Source organism: Bacteroidia bacterium, assembly GCA_040880525.1.
Taxonomy (GTDB): Bacteria; Bacteroidota; Bacteroidia; order CAILMK01; family JBBDIG01; genus JBBDIG01.
On record JBBDIG010000026.1, the window covers coordinates 69761 to 91360 of the forward strand.

At 45.8% G+C, this 21600-nt stretch carries 18 protein-coding genes; 5 read left to right on the forward strand and 13 right to left on the reverse strand.

What is annotated here, in order from left to right; genetic code table 11:
- Positions 1-332: 332 nt before the first annotated feature.
- Positions 333-2027 carry a T9SS type A sorting domain-containing protein gene (locus WD077_07620; GenBank protein ID MEX0967090.1) on the reverse strand — a complete coding sequence of 565 codons (1695 nt, stop codon included), beginning with the start codon at positions 2025-2027 and terminating at the stop codon, positions 333-335.
- A gap of 248 nt (positions 2028-2275) precedes the next feature.
- Between WD077_07620 and WD077_07625 the strand changes: the two genes are divergently transcribed.
- From WD077_07625 to WD077_07635, 3 genes are read left to right on the forward strand one after another with little or no spacing between them, the layout of a single operon-like run.
- Positions 2276-3889: a glycosyltransferase family 39 protein gene (locus tag WD077_07625; protein MEX0967091.1), complete on the forward strand. Its 1614-nt coding sequence runs from the start codon at positions 2276-2278 to the stop codon at positions 3887-3889.
- Complete coding sequence (locus WD077_07630) at positions 3886-4842, forward strand: glycosyltransferase family 2 protein (GenBank protein MEX0967092.1); 957 nt, start codon at positions 3886-3888, stop codon at positions 4840-4842. Before WD077_07625 ends, WD077_07630 begins: the two co-directional genes overlap by 4 nt.
- Positions 4811-5734, forward strand: a complete 924-nt coding sequence (locus tag WD077_07635) for a lysylphosphatidylglycerol synthase transmembrane domain-containing protein (protein ID MEX0967093.1) — start codon at positions 4811-4813, stop codon at positions 5732-5734. Before WD077_07630 ends, WD077_07635 begins: the two co-directional genes overlap by 32 nt.
- Before the next feature lie 13 nt (positions 5735-5747).
- Here the strand turns inward: WD077_07635 and ftsY are convergent, their stop codons facing one another.
- From ftsY to WD077_07665, 6 genes are all read right to left on the reverse strand, one after another.
- Positions 5748-6728 carry a signal recognition particle-docking protein FtsY gene (gene ftsY, locus WD077_07640; GenBank protein ID MEX0967094.1) on the reverse strand — a complete coding sequence of 327 codons (981 nt, stop codon included), beginning with the start codon at positions 6726-6728 and terminating at the stop codon, positions 5748-5750.
- A gap of 81 nt (positions 6729-6809) precedes the next feature.
- Complete coding sequence (locus tag WD077_07645) at positions 6810-6959, reverse strand: DUF4295 family protein (GenBank protein MEX0967095.1); 150 nt, start codon at positions 6957-6959, stop codon at positions 6810-6812.
- Positions 6960-6967: 8 nt separating this feature from the next.
- Positions 6968-7150, reverse strand: coding sequence for a 50S ribosomal protein L33 (gene rpmG / locus WD077_07650; GenBank protein ID MEX0967096.1), 183 nt, complete (start codon positions 7148-7150; stop codon positions 6968-6970).
- A gap of 3 nt (positions 7151-7153) precedes the next feature.
- Complete coding sequence (gene rpmB / locus WD077_07655) at positions 7154-7393, reverse strand: 50S ribosomal protein L28 (protein ID MEX0967097.1); 240 nt, start codon at positions 7391-7393, stop codon at positions 7154-7156.
- 90 nt (positions 7394-7483) lie between these two features.
- Entirely contained in the window at positions 7484-8467 is a 984-nt protein-coding gene (locus WD077_07660) for an MlaD family protein (protein ID MEX0967098.1), read from the reverse strand.
- 276 nt (positions 8468-8743) lie between these two features.
- Positions 8744-9532, reverse strand: a complete 789-nt coding sequence (locus WD077_07665) for an N-acetylmuramoyl-L-alanine amidase (GenBank protein ID MEX0967099.1) — start codon at positions 9530-9532, stop codon at positions 8744-8746.
- A gap of 168 nt (positions 9533-9700) precedes the next feature.
- On the opposite strand from WD077_07665, the gene WD077_07670 reads away from it, so the two are divergent.
- Positions 9701-12343, forward strand: coding sequence for a putative LPS assembly protein LptD (locus WD077_07670; GenBank protein ID MEX0967100.1), 2643 nt, complete (start codon positions 9701-9703; stop codon positions 12341-12343).
- 58 nt (positions 12344-12401) lie between these two features.
- Positions 12402-13646 carry a competence/damage-inducible protein A gene (locus tag WD077_07675; GenBank protein ID MEX0967101.1) on the forward strand — a complete coding sequence of 415 codons (1245 nt, stop codon included), beginning with the start codon at positions 12402-12404 and terminating at the stop codon, positions 13644-13646.
- 178 nt (positions 13647-13824) lie between these two features.
- Here the strand turns inward: WD077_07675 and WD077_07680 are convergent, their stop codons facing one another.
- The 6 genes from WD077_07680 to WD077_07705 all read right to left on the reverse strand — a co-directional run bounded on the left by WD077_07680 (position 13825) and on the right by WD077_07705 (position 21506).
- Positions 13825-14793 (reverse strand): HmuY family protein, encoded by a 969-nt coding sequence (locus WD077_07680; protein ID MEX0967102.1) that lies wholly within the window; start codon positions 14791-14793, stop codon positions 13825-13827.
- Entirely contained in the window at positions 14783-17053 is a 2271-nt protein-coding gene (locus WD077_07685; protein MEX0967103.1) for a TonB-dependent receptor, read from the reverse strand. Before WD077_07685 ends, WD077_07680 begins: the two co-directional genes overlap by 11 nt.
- Positions 17050-18429 carry a 4Fe-4S binding protein gene (locus tag WD077_07690; protein MEX0967104.1) on the reverse strand — a complete coding sequence of 460 codons (1380 nt, stop codon included), beginning with the start codon at positions 18427-18429 and terminating at the stop codon, positions 17050-17052. Before WD077_07690 ends, WD077_07685 begins: the two co-directional genes overlap by 4 nt.
- Before the next feature lie 5 nt (positions 18430-18434).
- Positions 18435-19337, reverse strand: a complete 903-nt coding sequence (locus tag WD077_07695; GenBank protein ID MEX0967105.1) for a CbiX/SirB N-terminal domain-containing protein — start codon at positions 19335-19337, stop codon at positions 18435-18437.
- 99 nt (positions 19338-19436) lie between these two features.
- Positions 19437-20684 carry a T9SS type A sorting domain-containing protein gene (locus WD077_07700; protein ID MEX0967106.1) on the reverse strand — a complete coding sequence of 416 codons (1248 nt, stop codon included), beginning with the start codon at positions 20682-20684 and terminating at the stop codon, positions 19437-19439.
- 147 nt (positions 20685-20831) lie between these two features.
- A complete protein-coding gene (locus WD077_07705) occupies positions 20832-21506 on the reverse strand; it encodes a response regulator transcription factor (GenBank protein ID MEX0967107.1) in 675 nt (224 codons plus the stop codon).
- Positions 21507-21600 lie beyond the last annotated feature (94 nt).

Consider the following 21600-nt stretch of genomic DNA (forward strand, 5'->3'; position numbering starts at 1 on the left):
AATTATTTTTAGTGTGCAAACTTATTAGCGGTAGATTACCACCACTTTACCACACAGATAATTTTACAAACAGGAAACTAAAGACAGGGTTGTGTGAATTCTAAAATTTCTTTGGGAGTTTTTGTCAATGCCCAACAAGATCGAAGAAATACTTCAAAATCATGGAGAGAAGGATAAGGTTAGCAAAGGCTAAATGACTCACACGATTTTTTACAGTGGTCTATCCAATATGTGTTTTCAATTTCCTTCTGGAAGGCTACCGGTATGGCCACCCCGATATTCTGAACAATAGAGATGTTAAATCAAACCATCCGTGAATATTTCCAAACTCACTACAGCCCATCTTTTACAAACCGCCCAACGGATCTGCCATTCTCTGAGGCTACTAATATGGTGTATAGCCCTCTTGGCAATGTGGCTACATCCAACGTTATGCGGCCGGAGATTACTTTCGGTAGAGGAATGTGAAGCACGGGCCTGCCAGTCAAATCGAAAACGTCAACAGAAGAAATTTTACCGTCAGGCACTTCAATGGAGGTTGTATGCAATGCCGGATTTGGAATGCAAACCAAATCAATAGCTTTTTGCTGATGGCGTTTTATTTTAGGCTCCTTGATGGCAGTCAATTCCTGCATGCAGGTTTTCCATACAAATGATCCCCATTGGCCGGGCATTGATAATTGGGTGGAAGGAAGATCAAGATTTTCATTAAATCCACCAGATATATAGATATGATCATTATCTGATACATAAGGTTTAGCTACAGTAATATGCTTGCTGGATTTCAGTTCTATTGAATTCAGCACATGGAAAGCAGTATCCAATATCACCAGAAAACCTTTCCGCGGGTCAGAAAAATTTTGAGGATAGGAAGAAAACGTAAAGCCCGCTACTTCCAGAGAATCTTTATATGAACCCGAAATAAGAAGGCGATTATTCTTATAGCCTTCTGTCCCCCCTAAAAATATATTCTGGCCATAAAGTTTGAGGCGATCAAGGACATTCCCCATGCTGTCAATCCGGACAAACTGCATGTTTTCATCATCATCCTCAAATATTGTATCATTCCAGTAGGGATCCAAAAGATTACTTAGGGATCCATAAAAATTTCCATGATCATCCGCATAGGTTAAAATAACGGTTTCATCTACCAATCCCGTAAAAGCTTTTGTCCAATGCAAATTCCCATCGTCAGTGTATCGTGAAACCCCGACATCTGATCCTTCGAAAAGTGTTCTGTTGATGATAGAGTCCCCATTTTGCAGGACAAGGTTTCCGAAAAAAGAGAAGCTTAAATATACAGAACCATCTTTGCCAACCACTATGCTGCCTGGAAATATGGTTTCAGCTTCCCCACCTTGCACTACCCATATCCGTTGGCCTGTCTGGTCAAAAGCAGCAAGGAACCAGGAATTTGCATTGCTAAACAGAGTGTCCTGTCCGATGACCGCCTCATGCATAAAGGAGTTAAAAAGCAGGCCTGTTCTTCCATCGCTTGCGAAATTATAGCTGGGTATAGCTATCAAACCTCCCGTATCACCCCTTTGGATCAAAGGGACAATGCTGCTGACGGATCCGTCAGGACGAATAAGCACCCGGTAAATGGCCCCTGTAGTATCCGTACCTGCCTGTATTCCGCCAAATTGAACGGACGTTGCGTTGCTATAAACAATCAGATGAATATTAAAATCCTTGTCAACTTCTACATGCCGCACAAATAGGTGGGGTTGGAGATATGATTGGATCGCCCAGGCTGGGTTGCCATCTTTTCCAATTTTTATGAGTCCGATATCCTGATATTGCCGTGCGTCCCCCGTTGCAGCCAGGGTCAGGTTACCTGCGCGAATAGTATCGTAGAAGCTGAGGGCTATATAAAAGTTGCCGGAGTCGTCTGTGGTGGATTGGCTCAACATGGCTGCTCTGTCTGCTTTTTGAATGGTTTGCAACCAACCGCCAGGGCATTGTGCTAATGCTACCCCAATACTTAAATTAAAAAAAGTAATTGTAGCTATTAGAAAGGCTTTCATGGATTCTGTGTTATAAAATGGACAGCGAATATAGCTAAGGCCAGTGGGTTTAATATTAAAATTTCACAAGTGGATAATGAATTTTTCATAGTTCTGAAAAATGGAATCATTGAAATAGGAAGATGTGGGCTTGAATAGGCGAAAGAAGAACGAGATAAATTAAGCTTCCAATACCAGATACAAGTCGTTGGAATCCGTGGTGGCAGAATAACAACCCCTAATTTCGCAGGCAACATCCAACAATGGGAATGAAACAACTTTGGGCGGAATTGGCGCAGCGGCCTGCAGTTCTGCGGGGTATTTGTGTTTTGCTGCTCATCCCGGCTTTCTTCATCAATCTGGGGTTGATGCCGCTCCTCGCGGATGAATCTATACGGGCAATGGTGTCGCTGGAAATGATCATCTCCGGCAATTACATTACGCCTACCATGAGCGGTGAATTCTACTACAACAAGCCTCCGCTCTATAATTGGATACTTGCTGGACTGTTTCAACTCACTGGCAGTTTTTCAGAGCTTGTTGTCAGGCTGCCTTCGGTGGTGCCATTGCTGTTATTTGGCCTCACCATATTCTGGTTCGTTAAAAAGCACCTGGGATTTGAAACAGGATTTCTTGCGGCATTGCTTACGGTGACCTGCGGCCGAATGGTGGTTTACGCTTCCATGCTCGGGCATATTGACCTCTTTTATTCCCTCGTAACCTACGCCAGTTTTATCGTCATCTATGAGGGGTTTCGCAAGGAAAAATGGTGGTTTCTTTTCCTGGTCTCTTATGGGCTGGTTTCCATTGGTTTTCTCTCCAAAGGCCTTCCATCACTGGTTTTCCAGGGTTTTACTTTGCTTGCATATTTTATTATTAAAAAGGATTTTAAACGCCTGTTTTCCATTCAGCACATCTGCGGGTTCTTGCTCTTCCTGCTTGTGGTAGGTACTTACTTTTATGTTTATCATCAGTATAATTCACTTGAAGCATACCTAACCACGCTGTGGACACAATCCAGCCAGCGCACGGTGCTCGAGAAGGAGTGGTACGAATCGTTCCTGCACCTGTTTGTTTTTCCTTTCGATACACTTTACCACATCCTGCCCTGGTCGCTGCTGGTAATTTATGCTGCAAGGCGTGGCTTTTGGCGCCTTGTTATGAAGCATGATTTTCTGCAATTCAATTTCATCGTTTTGTTTGCCAATATCTGGGTGTATTGGTTGTCGCCCGAAACGCTGCCTCGATACATTTTTATGCTTTACCCGCTTATTTTCACCATTATCTGCTGGTTCTATGTGCAATACCGGGAAGAAGACCGGAAGCGAACCAAGGTGCTTCATTCCCTTCTCTTTGTTTTGATTTCTGCAATCACCTTGGCCTTACTTGTTCCCTTTTTTCAATTGCCGGTGGAGGTGCCGTATCGTTATGGCAAAAGCATCGCATTATTTCTTGGAGCAGCGTTTCTGGTTTGGGCGTTTATAAAAATTCCCCGGCAGCGGCTGATTATTGCCGTGATGGTGTTGCTCATCGGGCGCATTGGGTTTAACTGGTTTGTGCTGCCGGAGCGGCAAGCCAACGCAACTGAAAGCCGGTTTAAAGAGGAAGGAATCGTAATCGCTCGACTTTCCGAAGGCAGGGACGTTAAATTTGTAGGCCCTATCGGACCTGACCTGGACATCAGATACTACATTCAGCGGGAGAATAAGACGATCGTCCGGTACGGGCCGGGAAGTGCAAATCGCGATACCACTTCCTTTTACATTTCAACACAAAGATTTATTGACGATTGTCCGCATCAACTTATTCATTCTTTTCACTCAATTCCCCAAAACACGACTTTTTTCCTCGTGAAATATGAGGAGCCCTGCATGTATCCATGAAAAAGCTTTCAATATTAATTACGGTATTAAATGAAGAGGATAACATAAAGCCGCTACTGGAAGAGATACACCAGGCCCTTCAGGGGTTTGATTATGAGATCGTGATTGTGGATGATGGCTCTACCGACCGAACGCGTCCCAACATCCGGAGAGAGGCAAATCACCGGGTGAAGCTTGTAGAACTGACCAAAAACTATGGACAGAGTACTGCGATGGCTGCAGGTATTGATGCGGCTGAAGGGGAGTTTCTCGTGACGATGGATGGCGACCTTCAGAACGATCCGCACGATATTCCGGCAATGCTGAAAAAGCTGGAAGACGGGGAATGGGACCTGGTGGCGGGATACCGCAAAAACCGGCAGGATAAAATGCTGAGCCGTAAGCTCCCCAGCCGCCTGGCCAACAGCCTCATTCGTTGGCTTACGGGCGTCAAGATCACCGACTATGGATGCACCTTGAAAGTTTACCGGGTGGACATTGCCCGCGGGCTCGGCCTGTATGGAGAACTGCATCGCTTCATTCCTGCGCTGGCCTTTATGCAGGGCGCGCGCATTACGGAAGTTCCCGTGAATCACCGTTCGCGTAAATATGGCCAGTCAAAATATCGCCTTAGCCGTACATTCAAAGTGATCAGTGATCTGATCCTCATCGTGTTTTTTCAGAAATACCTGGTGCGGCCCATGCACCTGTTTGGCGTAGCCGGATTTATAATTTTGGTGGTGGGAATTTTTATTAACCTCTACCTCGCAGCCCTTAAAATTGCCGGGCAGGACATTTGGGGAAAGCCGCTGCTCATTCTGGGACTGCTGCTCACGCTGGGCGGATTTCAGCTCATCACTACCGGCATTATCACAGAGTTGCTAATGCGTACTTACTACGAATCCCAAAATAAAAAGACCTACAAAATCAGAAACACGTTTGTTGGAAAAGAAAAGAAAGCCGGGGTGGAATAAATACCTGAAAATAGCGGTCAAGGTCGTTGTTTCAGGGCTGGCGCTTTATCTGGTCATGAATAAGCTGGACACGCAGCAACTCTGGGAAACGATCAAGGGAGCACAGTGGTGGGCTTTATTTGCTGCACTTTGGATGCTGTTTCTATCCCAGGTATTTTCCTCCATCCGCTTTATGATATTTCTAAATGCCATTGGGATCAGGATCGGTTTCCTGTTTAATTTCAGGATTTACCTTACGGGTATGTTTTACAACCTGTTCCTGCCGGGCGGTATAGGAGGCGATGGCTACAAAGTGATCCTGCTGAAGCGGCAATACAGAGCAGGCTGGAAACCATTGGTAAAGGTTGCCTTTCACGACCGGCTCAATGGTCTTATGCTGCTGTTAATGATGATTGCTATCCTTATCCCGTTTGTATCGCCTGATCCCGTTTGGGGTATCCTGGCTTTGGCGGCTATTCCGACTGGCTTCCTCATTTACCGGCTGGTGATGAAAAGGTTGTTCAGGGAAGTGAAGTCGTCCTTATTAAAGATCAGCGTTTATTCGCTGGTGGTTCAGGGGCTGGTGCTGGTATCGGTTTTTTTTATTCTCCTGGCGCTCCGCATTCCGTGGGAAGCGTGGCCTCCCTACCTCTTGCTTTTTCTGGTGGCTTCCATTGCGGCTATTCTGCCCATAAGTTTTGGGGGCATTGGCATCAGAGAAATTGTCTTTTACTACGGTGCTGTTTATTTCGGCACGAGTGAGGCGGAAGCTATTTCCATTTCGTTGCTCTTCTTTGCCATTGCTGCACTGCTCTCATTGTCAGGTGCATTTGTGCAGCCCAAAATAAAGAAAGAGGTGAAGAATCTGCCAGGATCTTTGCACACAAAAGAAGGGACCCGGATCATAGAATAAAATTTACAGTCCCTCACACCTTCCCTGCAAAAAGGGAATCAATAAAATCTTCGCGGTTGAATACGCGGAGGTCCTGCATCTTTTCGCCTATACCAATATACTTTACAGGAATTTGAAACTGATCAATAATTCCGATCACCACGCCACCTTTTGCCGTGCCATCCAGTTTGGTGAGGGCCAGCGCGTTTACCTGGGTTGCGGCCATAAACTGTTTAGCCTGTTCGATGGCGTTTTGCCCGGTAGATGCATCCAGTACCAGCAAAATTTCGTGGGGCGCATCGGGCATGAGCTTTTTCATTACGTTTTTTACCTTGCTGAGTTCGTTCATCAGGTTCACCTTGTTGTGCAGGCGGCCTGCGGTATCAATGATCACCACATCCGCTCCCTGGCTTAATCCGGATTGCACAGAATCATAAGCTACTGCTGCCGGGTCGGCCCCCATGCCGCGGCTGATGAGCGGTACGCCAACACGTTCGCTCCATATCTTTATCTGATCTACGGCTGCAGCCCGGAATGTATCAGCCGCACCCAGCAAAACCTTGTAACCTTGTGCCTGTAGCTGATGTGCCAGCTTACCGATGGTGGTGGTTTTGCCTACGCCATTCACACCCACCACAAGGATCACGTAAGGCTTTTTGTCTGCAGGAATGGAGAACTCCCGGTATACCGGCTGATTGTTTTCTGCCAGAAGTTTTGATATTTCGTCCTTCAGCAGCTTATTCAATTCTGCAGAATTGAGGTACCGGTCTTTTGCCACCCGCGTTTCCAGGCGTTCAATGATCTTGATGGTGGTATTTACGCTTACGTCTGCCTGCACCAGAATTTCTTCGAGTTCATCCAGGAATTCTACATCAACGGTAGTTTTCCCTGCCAGAGCTTTTCCCAGTTTATTGAAAAATGTAGACCGGGTTTTCTCCAGCCCTTCATCCAGCGTTTTCTTTTCGCCTTCTTCTGGTCGTGGCTTATTCTTTTTTCCTTTAAAGAAATCGAACATAAACGTTGTGTTTACACGGGTTCATAAATAAAAAAAGCCTCCCTAATCACTGGGAAGCTTTTTTATGACAGAAGATGGTTGTTATTTTTTAACATATTCCTTTACCATGTCTTTTGGAATGATTCGCTCCTTAAACGTGTATTTTCCTGATTTGGGTGATATTTCAGACACGATCACTTTGACCCAGTCTTTCGCACCCTTCTTCTGCATTTTGGATATCGTCTTAGCCATAGTGCCGCTTATTTAATTTCTTTGTGAACGGTGTGTTTACGCATGATGGAATTGTATTTTTTCAATTCCAGGCGCTCAGGAGTATTTTTCCTGTTCTTGGTCGTGATATAGCGTGAGGTACCGGGAATGCTTGTGGTTTTTTGTTCCGTGCACTCGAGGATTACCTGCACCCTGTTTCCTTTTTTTGCCATTTCTTAAAGTATTTTCTTGCCTTTCTTTTCAAGTTCCATGATGAAGTTGTAGATCCCTTTTTTGTCAATGGTGCGCATTGCCTTTGTGGAAATACGCAGGGCTACGGTTTTCTTCAATTCCGGAATATAGAACTTCTTATCCTGCAGATTGGGATAAAATCTGCGCCTGGTCTTACTATTGGAGTGAGAAACTTTATTCCCAAACATTGCCTTCTTACCTGTCAATTCACAAACTCTGGACATAACATCGCTGATTTTAGGGGTGCAAATATCTGCAAATATATTGAGATCAACAAAACAATTCTGAAGCTGATAACAGCCTGAGGGAAATGCCTACTTATCCTTATTATTACCGCCACCGCCAAAGGAAAGCACTGAAAAATTAAGGTAACGATGCGGATTCTTTTTAATGTCCAGCACCAGATTATCCAGGTCTCTGGTTGCCGCTTCCAGGTTTTGGTAGAGTTTGGGATCATTTACGAGCATTCCCAGGCTGCCCTCGCCATTGTTGACTTTTATCAGAATATCTTCCACTTCTTCTAATGCTGCATAAGCCCGCTCCACGGTTCCTTTAAAGTCGGTCGCAGCAAGGGAATCGCTGATCTGCGCAAGGTTATTATTGATGATGGTAAAGGTATCCAGATTTGAGTTCAGCTTTGTAGAGATCTGCTCTACCGTAGTCAGGATCCTGCTCAGCTTCACCGATTCGGAAGTAGCCATCCTGTCAAAGGTACTGGTGGTGTTTTCCACATTCTTCAACGTTTGCGCTATGCTCCTGAAGCTGCCTTCAATATCGGCCTTAGTGTTGGTATCCAGTACCTCCTGAAAAATTCCGAGGAGCGAGTCAAGGCTGCCTATCAGGCTTACGGTTTTTTGCTGCAACGGGTTCAGCACTTCATTGATAGATTCGGTGAGGCTAACTTCAATATCTCCGGCAATCGTGTCGCCATCCTCAACGAACGACATGCTTTCGCCCGGCACCACCTCAAGGGCTTTGGTTCCCAGCAGGTCAGTGCTGAAAATGCGGGCAACCGAATTATGGGCAATATTCGCCTCGTCCCGGATGGAGAAAGAAATCAGAATACGCGGATTGACGCCATACTCGATCACTTCAATGCTCTCCACCTTTCCTACTTGGTAGCCGTACATAAACACCGGGTCAGAAACTGAAAGGCCGTTAATTTTTTGATAAGAGGAGTATAGCTTTTTGGTACTTTTAAAAAGGTCATTTCCTTTAATAAAGTTAAAACCCAAAATAAGAATGGTGAGAGCTACGACAGCCAACACACCTATTTTGAATTCATCAGAAAGTTTCATAGTGTGGAAAATTTGGTCAAAAATAGGAAAAGTTTAAGCAGGTATTCCGGTGTATATAGAAGGAATGAACCGGACTTTTTCTGAATGCTGGCTACATGATCTCTGCTATATTTTTTACTGCTAACGTAGTTTGCCCGGTTTGGTTGATCATTGACGCAGCGAAAAATGATAAGTAACGAAGATTCATGTGGATTGAAATCATAAGTTGCCAGTCGCATAAAGCAAATTCCACTTGACATTTCCGGGTAAGCAGCCCTGCCGGGAATTGCCGGGCAATCAATTATCGCTGGCTTCCATTTCTGCTTTATAATCTTTAAAAGCGCGGTAAATGGCAGAAGCCATGTAAACCTGTCCAAGATCGGTTTCAAGAAACTTCCTGTCGTTGTCATTCGTAATGAAACCGGTCTCTACCAGCACCGAGGGCATGGTCGCTTTCCAGAGCACAATAAATCCTGCTTGCTTCACGCCCCGGCTGTGGCGGTTTACCCGCTCGCTGAACTGCTGCTCAATTTTGGAGGCCAGGTTCAGGCTTTGATTGAGATACGCATTTTGGTACAGGGAAAAAATAATATGCGCTTCAGGAGAATTAGGATCAAAGCCGTCATATTTTGTTGAATAATCCTCCTCCATGAGGATCACCGAGTTTTCCCGTTTTGCCACGTCAAGGTTGCCATCACTTTTGTGCAATCCCATGGCATAAGTTTCAGTGCCGATGGCTGATTTGCTGGCGGCTGAGTTTACATGGATGGAAATAAATACATCGGCATTGTGGCGATTGGCCAGTGCAGAGCGCTCATTCAGTTCGATAAATTCATCCTTATCGCGGGTGTAGACCACCTTCACATCCTCAATATTTTCCTGGATAATTTTGCCCAGCTTCAGCGCAACATTCAGGGCGATCTGCTTTTCCTGCACTTTGGCATATTGACATCCGGGGTCATGGCCACCATGGCCGGCATCTATTACCACCGTTCTGACATAGTATTTGCTATCATTCAAACTCCCGAAAGAGGACAGCAGGAAAAAGACGCAGATCAATGAAAACACCGGGAATATTCTTCTCATGACAACGTTTACTTTTTTCTTTGCATCTGGAAAAACAATAATTAACCCACAGTTACAGAATTTTTTGAAATGCCATTAATATTAGGCACAACCGGCTCTTTTGGCTAATATGATACGCTTACCAAATATTCAAAAAACATAGCAAAATTATTATAAGAACAAAATAGCTTGAACTCCTGCCCGGCCAACTTATCCACACTTTTTGTTATTAACCTGATCCTGTTCATCGTTGCTCCTGCACAGGGGAAAGAAGGGGAGCGTATACTTACCCCTCAGCTCTTTACCAACGCTACGTTTCCCGTGCAAATTTACCAGTCCTTTCCTCCTGACACGATTCCGCCCGATACGCTGGACTTTGGTGCTGACAGCCTGGGAAGGGACACAACCTTCCAGGATTCCCTGGACCTTAGTTCTTCAGCATTTGATTCACCCGTGCCTTACTCGGCAGACGACTCCATCCGGTACGACCTGAAGAAACGCAGGGTGCATTTTTATGGAAACGCCAAAGTGAAATATCAAAAGATTGAACTGCAGGCGGCTCATATCTATCTGACTCTGGACAGTGCAACAGTGTATGCTGAAGGAGTGGAAGACAGCATGGGCGTGCTAACGGGCAACCCGGTCTTTATAGAAGGCGCAAGGGAATTCAAGGCCAAACGGATGGCCTATAATTTTGATACTAAAAAGGGAAAGAGCTATGAGATCATAACGCAGGAAGGCGAAGGCTTCCTCCATGCAGAGGAGGCGAAGAAGGACAGCAATGACGTGCTGTACGTTCGCCATGCGGCCTACACTACCTGCGACCTTGAACATCCGCACTACTATATCTCCACCGGCAGAGCCAAGGTAATGCCCGGAAAGCAGATCGTAACGGGGCCGGCCAACCTTGTGGTGGCAGACGTTCCTCTTCCATTGGCCATTCCATTCGGGTTTTTCCCCGACCAGCAAAAGCAAACCAGCGGGATCATCATTCCGGCTTATGGGGAAACTACCCGGGGCTTTTTCTTTAACAACGGTGGGGTTTTCTTTTCACTGAATGATTACCTCAACTTCGCACTCACCGGGGATATCTATACCCAGGGCGATTACCGGCTGGCGTTAAGCACCAAATATGCGAAGCGCTACAAGTACCGCGGAAACCTGGATCTGGAGCAAGCCGTATTATTTGAAGGCGTGCGCGAAACCCCCACCTTCAGCCAGAACAGATCTTACCGCATTCAATGGACGCATGTTCAGGATCCTAAAGCGCGGCCCAACTCAAACTTTTCCGGCAACGTCAATTTTGCCACCAGCAGCGATTTTGACAAGGAGCTTTCCATTAATACGAATGAACTGCTCCGCAGTGAGGTCAACTCCAGCATTTCATATTCAAAGGATTTTGCCAATACCCCTTTTCATTTAACCTCATCTTTAAACCATTCACAACATACATTTCCCGACACGGTGAATGATGTCCGGTTTACCCTGCCTGATGTTACTTTAACAATGAACCGGGTCACGCCATTTAAAAGGAAAACTCCGGTGGGTGGCCCAAAGTGGTATGAGTCGCTGGGATTTACTTACCGGCTTTCATATTTAAATGAAATTGAAACCAAAGACACAATTTTCAGGGATTTTTCACCTGCCGTTTTTCGCGATTTCCGGCAGGGTTTTCAGCATTCAGTTCCTTTATCCACCAGTATTAAAGTGATGAAATATTTTAGGCTGAATCCCTCATTCTCCTACAACGGGTTTCTTTATTTTGACCGGGAACGCATCAACTATGATCCTGCGCGGGATACGCTTATTTCCTCTGCAGAAAAAGGATTTTATGACCTGCATTCCTATAATGTCAATCTTTCCTTGACCACCCTGGTATATGGATTTTATGAAATTAATAAACTTGGAATTACCCAGATGCGGCATGTAGCAACTCCCGAAGTCTCGTTAAGTTATAAACCAGACTTTGCTCGGTCAAATTATGGATATTATGCAAACTATATAAATGAGGCCGGGGAAAGTGTTACTTATTCACTTTATCAATCTAATGTTCATTCTTACCCTGCACAGGGCGAACAGGGCTCATTAATATTTAAATTAAATAATAACTTTGAGATGAAAGTAAAATCTCAAACGGATACAGGCGAAACGATCAAGAAAATTGTCCTTCTCAGATCACTGGATATTAACTCTTCATACAATTTCCTGGCTGATTCCCATCAATTGGCGCCTTTCAGGTTAAGTGCCAATACAAATTTTTTGGAGAACTATACTGTCCAGTCCAATGCCACTATACATCCTTACGCTATACGGGATGACAGTTCCGGAATTTCAAAGGCTTATGAATGGGATAAAACCGGTAAGCTGGGACGGCTTACGAATTTTGATATTTCATTTAATGCCAGCCTCAATCCCAGGAACAACGACCGGGAGGACAGGCGGGGTTTGCCTGATACTGATGTATCGCTTTATTATTATGATTATTACGACTATTATGCAGACTTCAGCGTTCCGTGGAATTTAACATTTGGATATCAGTTCAGATATTCAAAAACTTTAATAGAAAAAAATACAACGCAAACTTTAAATATTACAGGAGATGTAAATATTACAGACAAATGGAAAATAAATGTAAGGGGTGATTATGATTTTGAAAATAAGCAGGTGGCGTATGCTGAATTTAAAATTATCAGGGATCTGCATTGCTGGGAAATGCTCTTCAATTGGTCGCCAATTGGCCCTTACCGAAATTACTATTTTGTACTGCGGGTAAAAAGCACGATCCTCAGCGACCTGAAGCTTGACAAAAGAAGGACACAACGCGATTTTTGATAATTTTGCCACGGTCTCTTTTTCAAAGGATCATCGCTTTTTTTAATATAAATCTCGCATGAAAACCGAAATCCTCATCATAGGAGATGAAATACTGAACGGTGAAACCCAGGACACCAATTCGCGATTTATAGCCCGGCAACTCTCGCAAATGGGGCTGTTCGTCAACCGCATTACCACAACGGCAGATCATCCTCAAGCCATCAGCGAAGCCCTGGGCGAGGTACTGAGCCGCGCAGATCTGGTACTCACTACTGGCGGCCTCGGCCCTACGCATGATGACATTACCGCCACCGCACTGGCCGGTTTCTTCAATTGCGAAATGATATTTAATGAAGCGGTATACAGCAGCATTAAGGCGCGTTTTGAAAAGAGAAATAAGCCGGTAAATCCGCTCAGCCGGCAGCAGGCATTTATTCCTCAAAAGGCAAGACCGATTATAAATCCGGTGGGAACCGCGCCTGCTTTGTGGTTCGAGGAAGCAGGTAAAATCGTGGTGGCGCTGCCGGGTGTTCCCAGCGAAACTGAATTCCTTGTGGAGCACCACATTATGCCGTTGCTGCGAAGTAAATTACCGGATCATTATATCCGCTATCATAAGTTGTTTTTTACCGGCATTGGCGAATCAGATCTTGCCCCGATGCTGGCAGAAATTCAGGCCACCCTGCCCAGGGATGTTACAGTAGCCTACCTGCCTGGCCTCGGCTACGTTAAGATCAGGATTACAGCCTCTGGTGATGATAAGGAAAGAATATCCAGCGCTTTATCCGAAGTGGCCGGTAAAATGAAATCGGTTGCGTCTCAATATTATTTCGGAGAAAACGAGGACAATTTTGCGCGAATGGTGAGCCGCGGATTAATTACCTCGCAAAAAACAGTATCAGCCGCTGAAAGCTGTACCGGTGGCTACCTGGCCCATCAGCTCACGAGCATTCCGGGGTGCTCCGCCTATTTTAAAGGAAGTTGCGTGGCTTATCACAATGAGGTGAAGCAGAACGTGCTGGGCGTAAAAGCCGAAACGCTTGAAAAATACGGAGCCGTTAGCGAACCCACCGTGAGAGAAATGGTGCTGGGTGCGCTAAGGATATTTGACAGCGACATAGCCCTGGCCACCAGCGGGATTGCAGGTCCTGCGGGCGGCAGTGAGGGAAAGCCGGTGGGAACCGTTTTTATCGGTGCCGGAACAAAAGACCATGTCGAGATCAGGGAATTTCATTTTAATAAAGACCGGATGCAGAATATTATATTAAGCGCTAATATGGCGCTCATCATGTTAAAGCCTTATTTGAATATCGGGAAATAATAAAGATGAGTTTGGTTAATAACGTTTATTCTGAAAATACGGATAAACCAAAACCAAGAACAACTTATTTTCATTTATTCCAAATTATTAGTGACGGCAAAAACACAATTAACTCAAACCTTTTACCTAAAGGATGAACAGGTGCTAAATACTAGTGCCCCTGGCAAATGAGCCGTTATTACAAATGTTGCATTTCAAATACCGGAACTCCCTTTTCTCCGGTGGATGAATAAAAATCAATGAAGTGTAATTTCACATACCGGCCTGCTGTGGTGTGAATAACGTAGTTCAGCTCAGGCCGGATAATGTATGTAGCCAGATCGAAGTCATAATATTTCCAGTCGTAGCCTATGCTGTTTATTGAATCCTGAAACGTGTACCCGGCAATATCGTCATAGCTGATCTCATTAAAATCCATTGTACTTTCTGCCGCAACCTGCACTTTATTCCGGTTTATGAGGCTTCCTGAAACCAGGTAGGCCACATTTCCGGGGAATACATGAATATATTGGGTAAACAACAAATCCCATTCTTGCTTGCCGGGTTCTATGGGTACGACCTCATCTTTATCAAATGAAAAGCTTATGAAATTCACCTCCGGATCCTTTTCTATAGATAAGGTTTTCTCTCCGCTGCCCTCCAGGTTTGCGTAGCGGAAAGTGTAGTGTGTTTCGGTTACTTCTTCAAAAGTTATTTTTCGATAGCCGGTGTGGTTTGCAGCTTCGTCATATCCCCGGTCTATAATATATACGGTGGAAGAATTTCGCCAGTCGCCAATGGCTGTGCTGTCAAGGTTTCCTTTCTGATCGTCCCAGGCCCATGCTGCATTCTGATGGCTGGTAACGGCTGCGAAATCCGTAGTTGCTGCCCTGGCCGCTGCCCCTGCGCGTGCAGAATTCAGCACAATGTGCCAACCCGTTTCTGAAGCCTCAAAACCCAGGTCCCAGTCAGTCCTTAAATTCCGGCTTACCACCGAGTTGGTTTCCAGATCGTAAAATACCTGATACCTGTAATCGCTTCCCATATTTACAGAGGCGGTAATTACATCGCCAGGTTCATGGGCAGGAACAGGCAATTCACCTTTGTCGCAACCGCTGAAAAGAGTCAACCAACCGATTGTGATGATCCAATGAGAATTATTTTTCATGAGATGTAGAGAAAAAATTAAGATCAAATTTAACTGCGGTAAAAAATGAACGGCCCCAGGAAACGGGTACGTTACCACTGGCTGTAGAGTGTACACCTGCGGAAGTGCCGGTGGTAGCAATATCCTGCACATCCAGCAGATTTTTGGCTCCCAGAGTCCACGTCAGCCGCTTGTTCCAGAAAGTCCGTGAGGCAGTCAGATCCATAAGATGGTAGCTGCCTATGCGCGTTTGGAGAATATCACCCTCATCATCCATTGCGAAACCGGGCAAAGCGCCAGTGTATTTATAAAAGGCAGCCACATTGGTGCGTATTTTCGCGAAGTGATATAACATGCTGCCCCGAATTTCTCCCGAATAACTGAAATCCGGGACGTTTTCTGTAGCGGAAATGCCGTTGGAACGCCCTGTGTAGGAGGCGCCAGCGCTCAGCTTCAGGTGCCGCGTCATTAATTCTGCACCGGCCTGCGCTCCAAATGTTCGGAAGCGGCCTATATTAATATATGTGAATTCTGTCCCGCTTCCGTTTTGCGCCAGCGTGATCAGGTTTCGGATGTCATTCCAGAAGCCTCCGCTTTCAAGTTTAAGGATTCGCTGTCCCTTCACCTGCTGCCATACAATATTCAATTGCAGGTTATCCGATTCTTCAGCATTCAATGCGGCATTGCCAAGAATATTATGATTTACATCTACAAATTCAAAATATAATTCTTTGAGAGAAGGTGCTCTGAATCCACGTGCGTACGAAGCACGGAAGGTGGATTTGCGCCATTTGTACCGCACATTAATAGAAGGAACCAGCGGTGCATTGTAAGTTGAATTATAGGCATAGCGCAAGCCGGGCCGGAAAGTGAGCGGTTCGATGGGCCGGTATTCTGCACTTGCAAACAGTGCTGCATCCAGCATTTCCTGCTTCTCCCTGCCGGTGCGTTTTCCCCGGGCTGTTTCCAGGTTCAGGTCATACCCAGCCTCAAAATTCACTTTTACGCTGTCTGCGGAAGTAGTGAAACTCCCTCTGGACATCCAGTTGATGAATTGTGAGGTATCCTGATCATCCGGGTTGGGAGAAAGTTCCTGCTCCAGGTTGGTAAGGTCCTTAAAATAGGTGTTCTTTATCCTTCTGAAATTATTGTGAGATGCCAGCACATTGATGTTTTTATGCCTGCCAATTTTCCCGGAGAGTTGCAAGCCTCCATTTGCGCGCCTGGTGTTGTAGTAGTCGTCAAAAGCTGTTTCGCGGTAGGGTTTGCGGGGCGCACCGCGATTAGTGATGGTTTCGGTGAATATGTCGCCAAAGGGGGAGAAGGAGAACTTCTTTAACTTGTAGCGAAACCGGCCTTGGACAAAATGCTGCTCCTTTGGATTCCATTCCCTGACTCTGCTGCTGTCTGCAAGGCGTTTTTCAGGAAACTGCAATTGTGGATCATTGGGCGACCAGCCATCAAAATAATTGCGCCCGCCTGAAAAATCGAAACCGTAATTTGTTTTGCTCCAGCCTATCCTTGCATCGGCATTGTATTGCCCGGCTGTTTCGTAGTAGGTGTTGGCTCCGGCAGAGAGCCCGCTACGGCTGCCTTTTTTAGTAATGATATTGATGGTTCCGGCCAGGGCATCCGTTCCATAGTTTACGGAGAGCGGCCCCTCCACAATCTCAATGCGTTCCACATTATTCAGATTGATTTGGCTGAGGTCAATATTGCCATTCAACCGTCCGGTGATGGGAACGCCATCCATCAATATCTTCACATTCTGTCCGGAAATACCCTGGATGCTGAGGCTGCTGCCCAGCACATTATCCTGCGAGATCCGGACGTTCAGCTCGTTTTGCAGCACATCCCGCAGCGTTATGGCTCCCTGTGCATCTATCTTTTTCCGGTCAATGATCTTCACCTTGTGAACCGCCTTTTCGGGGCTGTTCGGGGCATATTGCGCTGTCACGATCATGCCGTTCAATGCCACCGCTGAAGGCTGCATCCGGTAGCTTTTCTTTGCTCCGGCCGGCAGCGTATCCGTTATTTTATAGAATCCGATATATGTTATTTCAATACTAAATACCGGGTGCTGCCGGGTAAAGGTTTCAGGAATTATTGCCGTACCTGAGTCACCCGTGATCGCCATGCCGGATGCAGCGCCTGCGACTCCTGAGTAGACCACGTGAGCAAAAGGCAGCGGCTCTCCCAAATCATCCATCACCGTGATCACTGTCTGGCTATGACCACGGATTGCGGTGAACATCAGCAGCAAAAAAAGGCTGAACCTCATTTTTTCTTTGGTTTATAATTTACACTGTCTGAAACAAAGTCCAGCACCGAGCCGGTAGGGCAGAGGAGGCGGCACCAAAGCATTGGATACCGGACGCTGAGCAACACAACGCCAATAGCCACAAAAAACCACATAGCGAGGAAGTCAGGCCCAAACAGATCAGGAAAAAGCTCATAGTTGCTCCAACTTCGCAACCCCAGCAAAACTCCCACTATCAGTACGATTGCAAGAGCTCCGCGAATTCTTTTTACCCATTTATTCGGAATAAAGAATTTGGTGCTTGCCTTTTTTGGAGCCATCTGCAGGAGCAGCCGCTGCACGTTTCCAAAAGGGCAAACGTATTTGCAGTATGTGTTTTTACCCCAAATAGCGCCCAGCAGTACAAACAGCGCATACAGGCCGGTGAGCGATGAAACCGTAGTTCCGATAAAAGGATGTAAAAAGGAGATGTAGGTGAATGAATTGTTGAGAAAGAACCCAATATAAGCGACCGAAATAATACTCAGGATGATGATCCCGCGCTTGCTCTTCCGCCATTTTTTTTGATAACCATAAATGAAAATGGAGAGAATAACCAGAATGTGGGCGACCCACCATAAGCTTAGCCCGGCCTCTACTGCAAAGCCCTCTGCATCCTCCAGAGCGGCAAAAGAGAAAAGCGGCTCTGGTGCTGCTTCATGGATCAGCGCTGTGGCGGTTTTGGCGATGGCTTCTGAGGTGATGGTGGCGCCCGAAACGCCATCCACCAGATGCTCCTTTTCCAAAGGTAAACCCTGGTATTGCTCGTAATAGCCCCGGTTGCTCATGCGCTGCAGGTAGCTTTCCGTTTCTTTGGATGAGACGTGATGGACCGTGCGCAATGTCCCGTCTTTGCTAAGCACTACGCCCACATTTATCAACCCGGCATATCCATGAATATCATTGATAATTCCTTTGCTTTCCAGGTACAGCAACTTGTCATTTCCTTCTGCACTCACGTAATAAAAATTATCGCTGGACTTGAGCTGCAAAGGATTTTCGTTGCCTAAAATGGTTTTTGCATGTTCGAGCAATTGCTCCACGAATTCGCCCGTGGCATTCGCATCATTCTCAGGAGAAACGATTATCCCGGCATTTTCGCTGTTCACCGGCTTATCCAGGATGAGGCCGTGGCCAAAGCCTTTGGTTTCTTCATCCTCAATGGTTCCGAAATTCTGGCGCTCGGCTCTCTCACCCACCAGTCCGGGTTTGGAAAATTCAGTCTCCTCCTGTTCCAGGTTAATTACTTGAAGGTCTTGCAGCAAAGGCCCGTTTATCCAGAAAAACATGAAAAAGCCAGCAACGGCAAGTGTGGCCAGGAGCTTCAGTTTTTCCTGCCTTATGAAATTAACGGGCACCTTTATTAAAGCGATTCTACGGTTTCATTGGAAATCTGCACTACCCATTTATTCAGGTTGTCATCGGGCAGAATGGCATCCTGCACGTAGTGCACCCTGCCGGAGTTCTCTACTTCATCTACGGCCTTCTGAATAATGTCGTTCTGGAAATAGGGATCGTTGGCCACGAGCACCGGCACTACCAGCACCTCGTCTTCCAGTTGAAACAGTTTGGTTATACCGTCTTTTGTCGGGGAGGTAGAATAGTTCACCAGGTGTCCGCACCAGGCGTAGGCAATGCTCTCATGGCCGGTTTTTACTTTCAGGTATTTGCCAATATCCTCCACCATTTTTTCCCATTGCTGGTTGTATTGCTCGTCTCCATAAGCCACCAGCAGAATTCCCTCGTTTTGGGCGTTTTTGCTCAAGGCACGTACCCTGCGCTCCACATTCTTTTTGAGCAGCGTGGTATAGTCCAGTGCAGGAGTTACCGTAACGCGGGCTTTGGGTTTATATACTTCGATCTTCTCTTTTGCCAGTTCTTCACGGATTTTCTGGTCATTCATTATTCCGCAAATCACAGGGATGTCATGAGAATAGTGCGAACTGACCGTCAGGAAAATAGGCACAACCACGATTTCGTCATAGTTCTCTTCATCATATTCTTTAAGGCGGGTGGCTATTGACGGCTCATTGTATTCCATAAAAGCTGTACGTACATCCGCGATTCTTGGATTTTTCAGCATTTCTGCTTTTACGGTTTCCTCAACGTCCACCAGCATATCGCGCCACATCTCAGAATGCGATCCATGATTCACCAGCACTATCCCCACTTTTTTTCCCTTAGCTGAAGTTTCTTCAGGTTGTTGTTGCTTGCATGCCCCGGCAACTATTCCCACGAGCATAATCAGAATGATAAGTTTTTTCATTTTCTGGCTTTTTTGAATTGATTTTTAAAATGGAAATGTCCATCAGATTTACTGACCGGACATTTCCATTATTGGGTTGCTACTATTTTTGGGTTGCTACTATTTAATGAATAGTTTCTGAGTAAAGACGTGGCCACGGCTCCGGAGCGAAACCAGATATATTCCAGGCCTCAGCCCGTGTGTGCTTATTTGCAAAGCCGCCCAGTCAGCACCCGCAATCCGCGTGGATGACTGCATTTTGCCGGCAAGATCATATATCTGCAGTTCCGCATTTTCTCCTTCAAAAGGATGAATAATGTTTACCTGACCCGCAGTTGACGGATTCGGAAAAATTTGCAGTTCTTCAGCTTTGAAATTTTCCTTTAGACCGGTCCGGAGCACAAGTTCTTTCTGAAAATACATCTTGCCATTTGCACTTCCGCCAAATCCGGAAAAGATCATTTTCCAGATGCTGCCTTCCGTATCCTTCACGAAGTACAACAAGGAATCTTCTATTATATATTCAAATGTTGTGTTGTCAAAACGTTTCCAGTCGTAGCCGATGGTGTTGATGCTGGTACTGAGTGTATGGGCGCTGTGGTCTGTATAATATTCAGGATCGTTTACGGGATGCACCTTTGCTGCTGTTACGCCCATGTTCTGCAATACACCGGTAACGCTGTAATAAAGACCTGGCGCCACCTGCGTCATGTACCGGGTAAAGATCAGGTCATAAGATTGCTTTTCCGGTTCGCGGTCAACCTGCTGATGATCAGCCAGGGAGTAGTACCCGAAGTTTTTGTCAGCAAAGTCTGCTTTCTTTAATGAAGCGGTGCGGTCATCGCTTCCGTCAATATTTGCGTAGCGGAAATTGTAGCTGCCGTTAAGGAGCGTTTGTATCCATAATTTCTTCCAGCCTGAAGCCACTTTAACCAGATATATGGAATCACCTTTTACCACGTGGCTTATTGGATTATAAATGCCCCAGCCAATGTCAAAGGGATCTGTGCCATTCAGTGTGGCTTCAAATGCGCCCAGGCTCCATGAAGTATCGCTGTCATAAAGTTGCGGCCACGCTGCCATTCCGCTGGTATCAGGGCTGTTCCAGTCGGCAGTATCTCCATTTGAGTACAGGTATAGCTCGGTCCTGGTCGCGCTGTTTACGCGGATTGATGATCCCTGATTGGTTACATCAAAAGCCAGGTCCCAGTTGGTATTGTCTTCCATGGCAATTTCGCCCTGGCTCAGGCTGTAATAGGAATCCTGTCCATAACCTGCTCCCATTGCGATAGAATCTGAGATCGGTTGTGCGAGTACAGGAGAGATTAGAAATGGAAAGAAAAGGATCAGGCAAGTGGAGCGTTTCATTCTGTGTTTTTGCGTTTTTTGATTTTATTTAGAATAATTCTAAACAAGCGCAAATGTAGAATGGGAAAGCGCTCCTCACAATCGCTCTCGCAGGGCATTTTTCAAGATCACGTAAAGGAGGTAGCAGGATACCTTAAAGAGGGTAGCTTAGTGTTGTTCAGGAGCTTCGATATCCTCGGGTTTTACGATGCCGGCATTCACGGCATACATTACCAGCGCAGAGGCAGAGCGGATTTGCAGCTTTTTGAGGATATTCTTGCGGTGGGTGCTTACGGTATGAATGCTCAGGAAAAGATGCCGGGCAATGTCTTTATTGGTAAAACCCTTTGCAATGAGGCGGGTCACTTCTATTTCCCGCTCGGTAAGGCTTGTGGGTGCGCAGTTATCCTCTTCCTGTGGAGAAAAGCTGCGCTCCATCAGGATGTTGATGATTTTATTACAATAAAACTTTTGTCCTTTAGCAATGGAAAATACGGCATTAATGATCTCTTCTTCATCGCAGGTAAATGTGAGGTATCCGCTCACACCAGCCTCAAGTACTCTCATAATGGAGTCCTGATTATCGTCCGCTGAAATCACCAGCATTTTGAGATTGGGAAACTTTGACCGGATCCGTAGCAGATCGTCCATCGTAAAATGCGGTGGCTGCTGATAATCCATAATGAGCAGGGCCGGCATAGCAGCGCCTATTTCCTTCATCAGTTGCGAGATGTCAGGGATCTGCCTGATGAAGCTAATGCCGCCACCTTTGCTTAAAACTGCCTTCAACCCCTGGCGTGCGAGGGGGCGGGAATCTGCGTGTATAATTGTGAGACCTTCCAAGATGGTTCAAAACTATTTAGAAAGATTCTAAATAGACAATATTTGATAAGATTATTATTTTAATATTTTTAACGAGGAGGGCAAATGCGTTCTT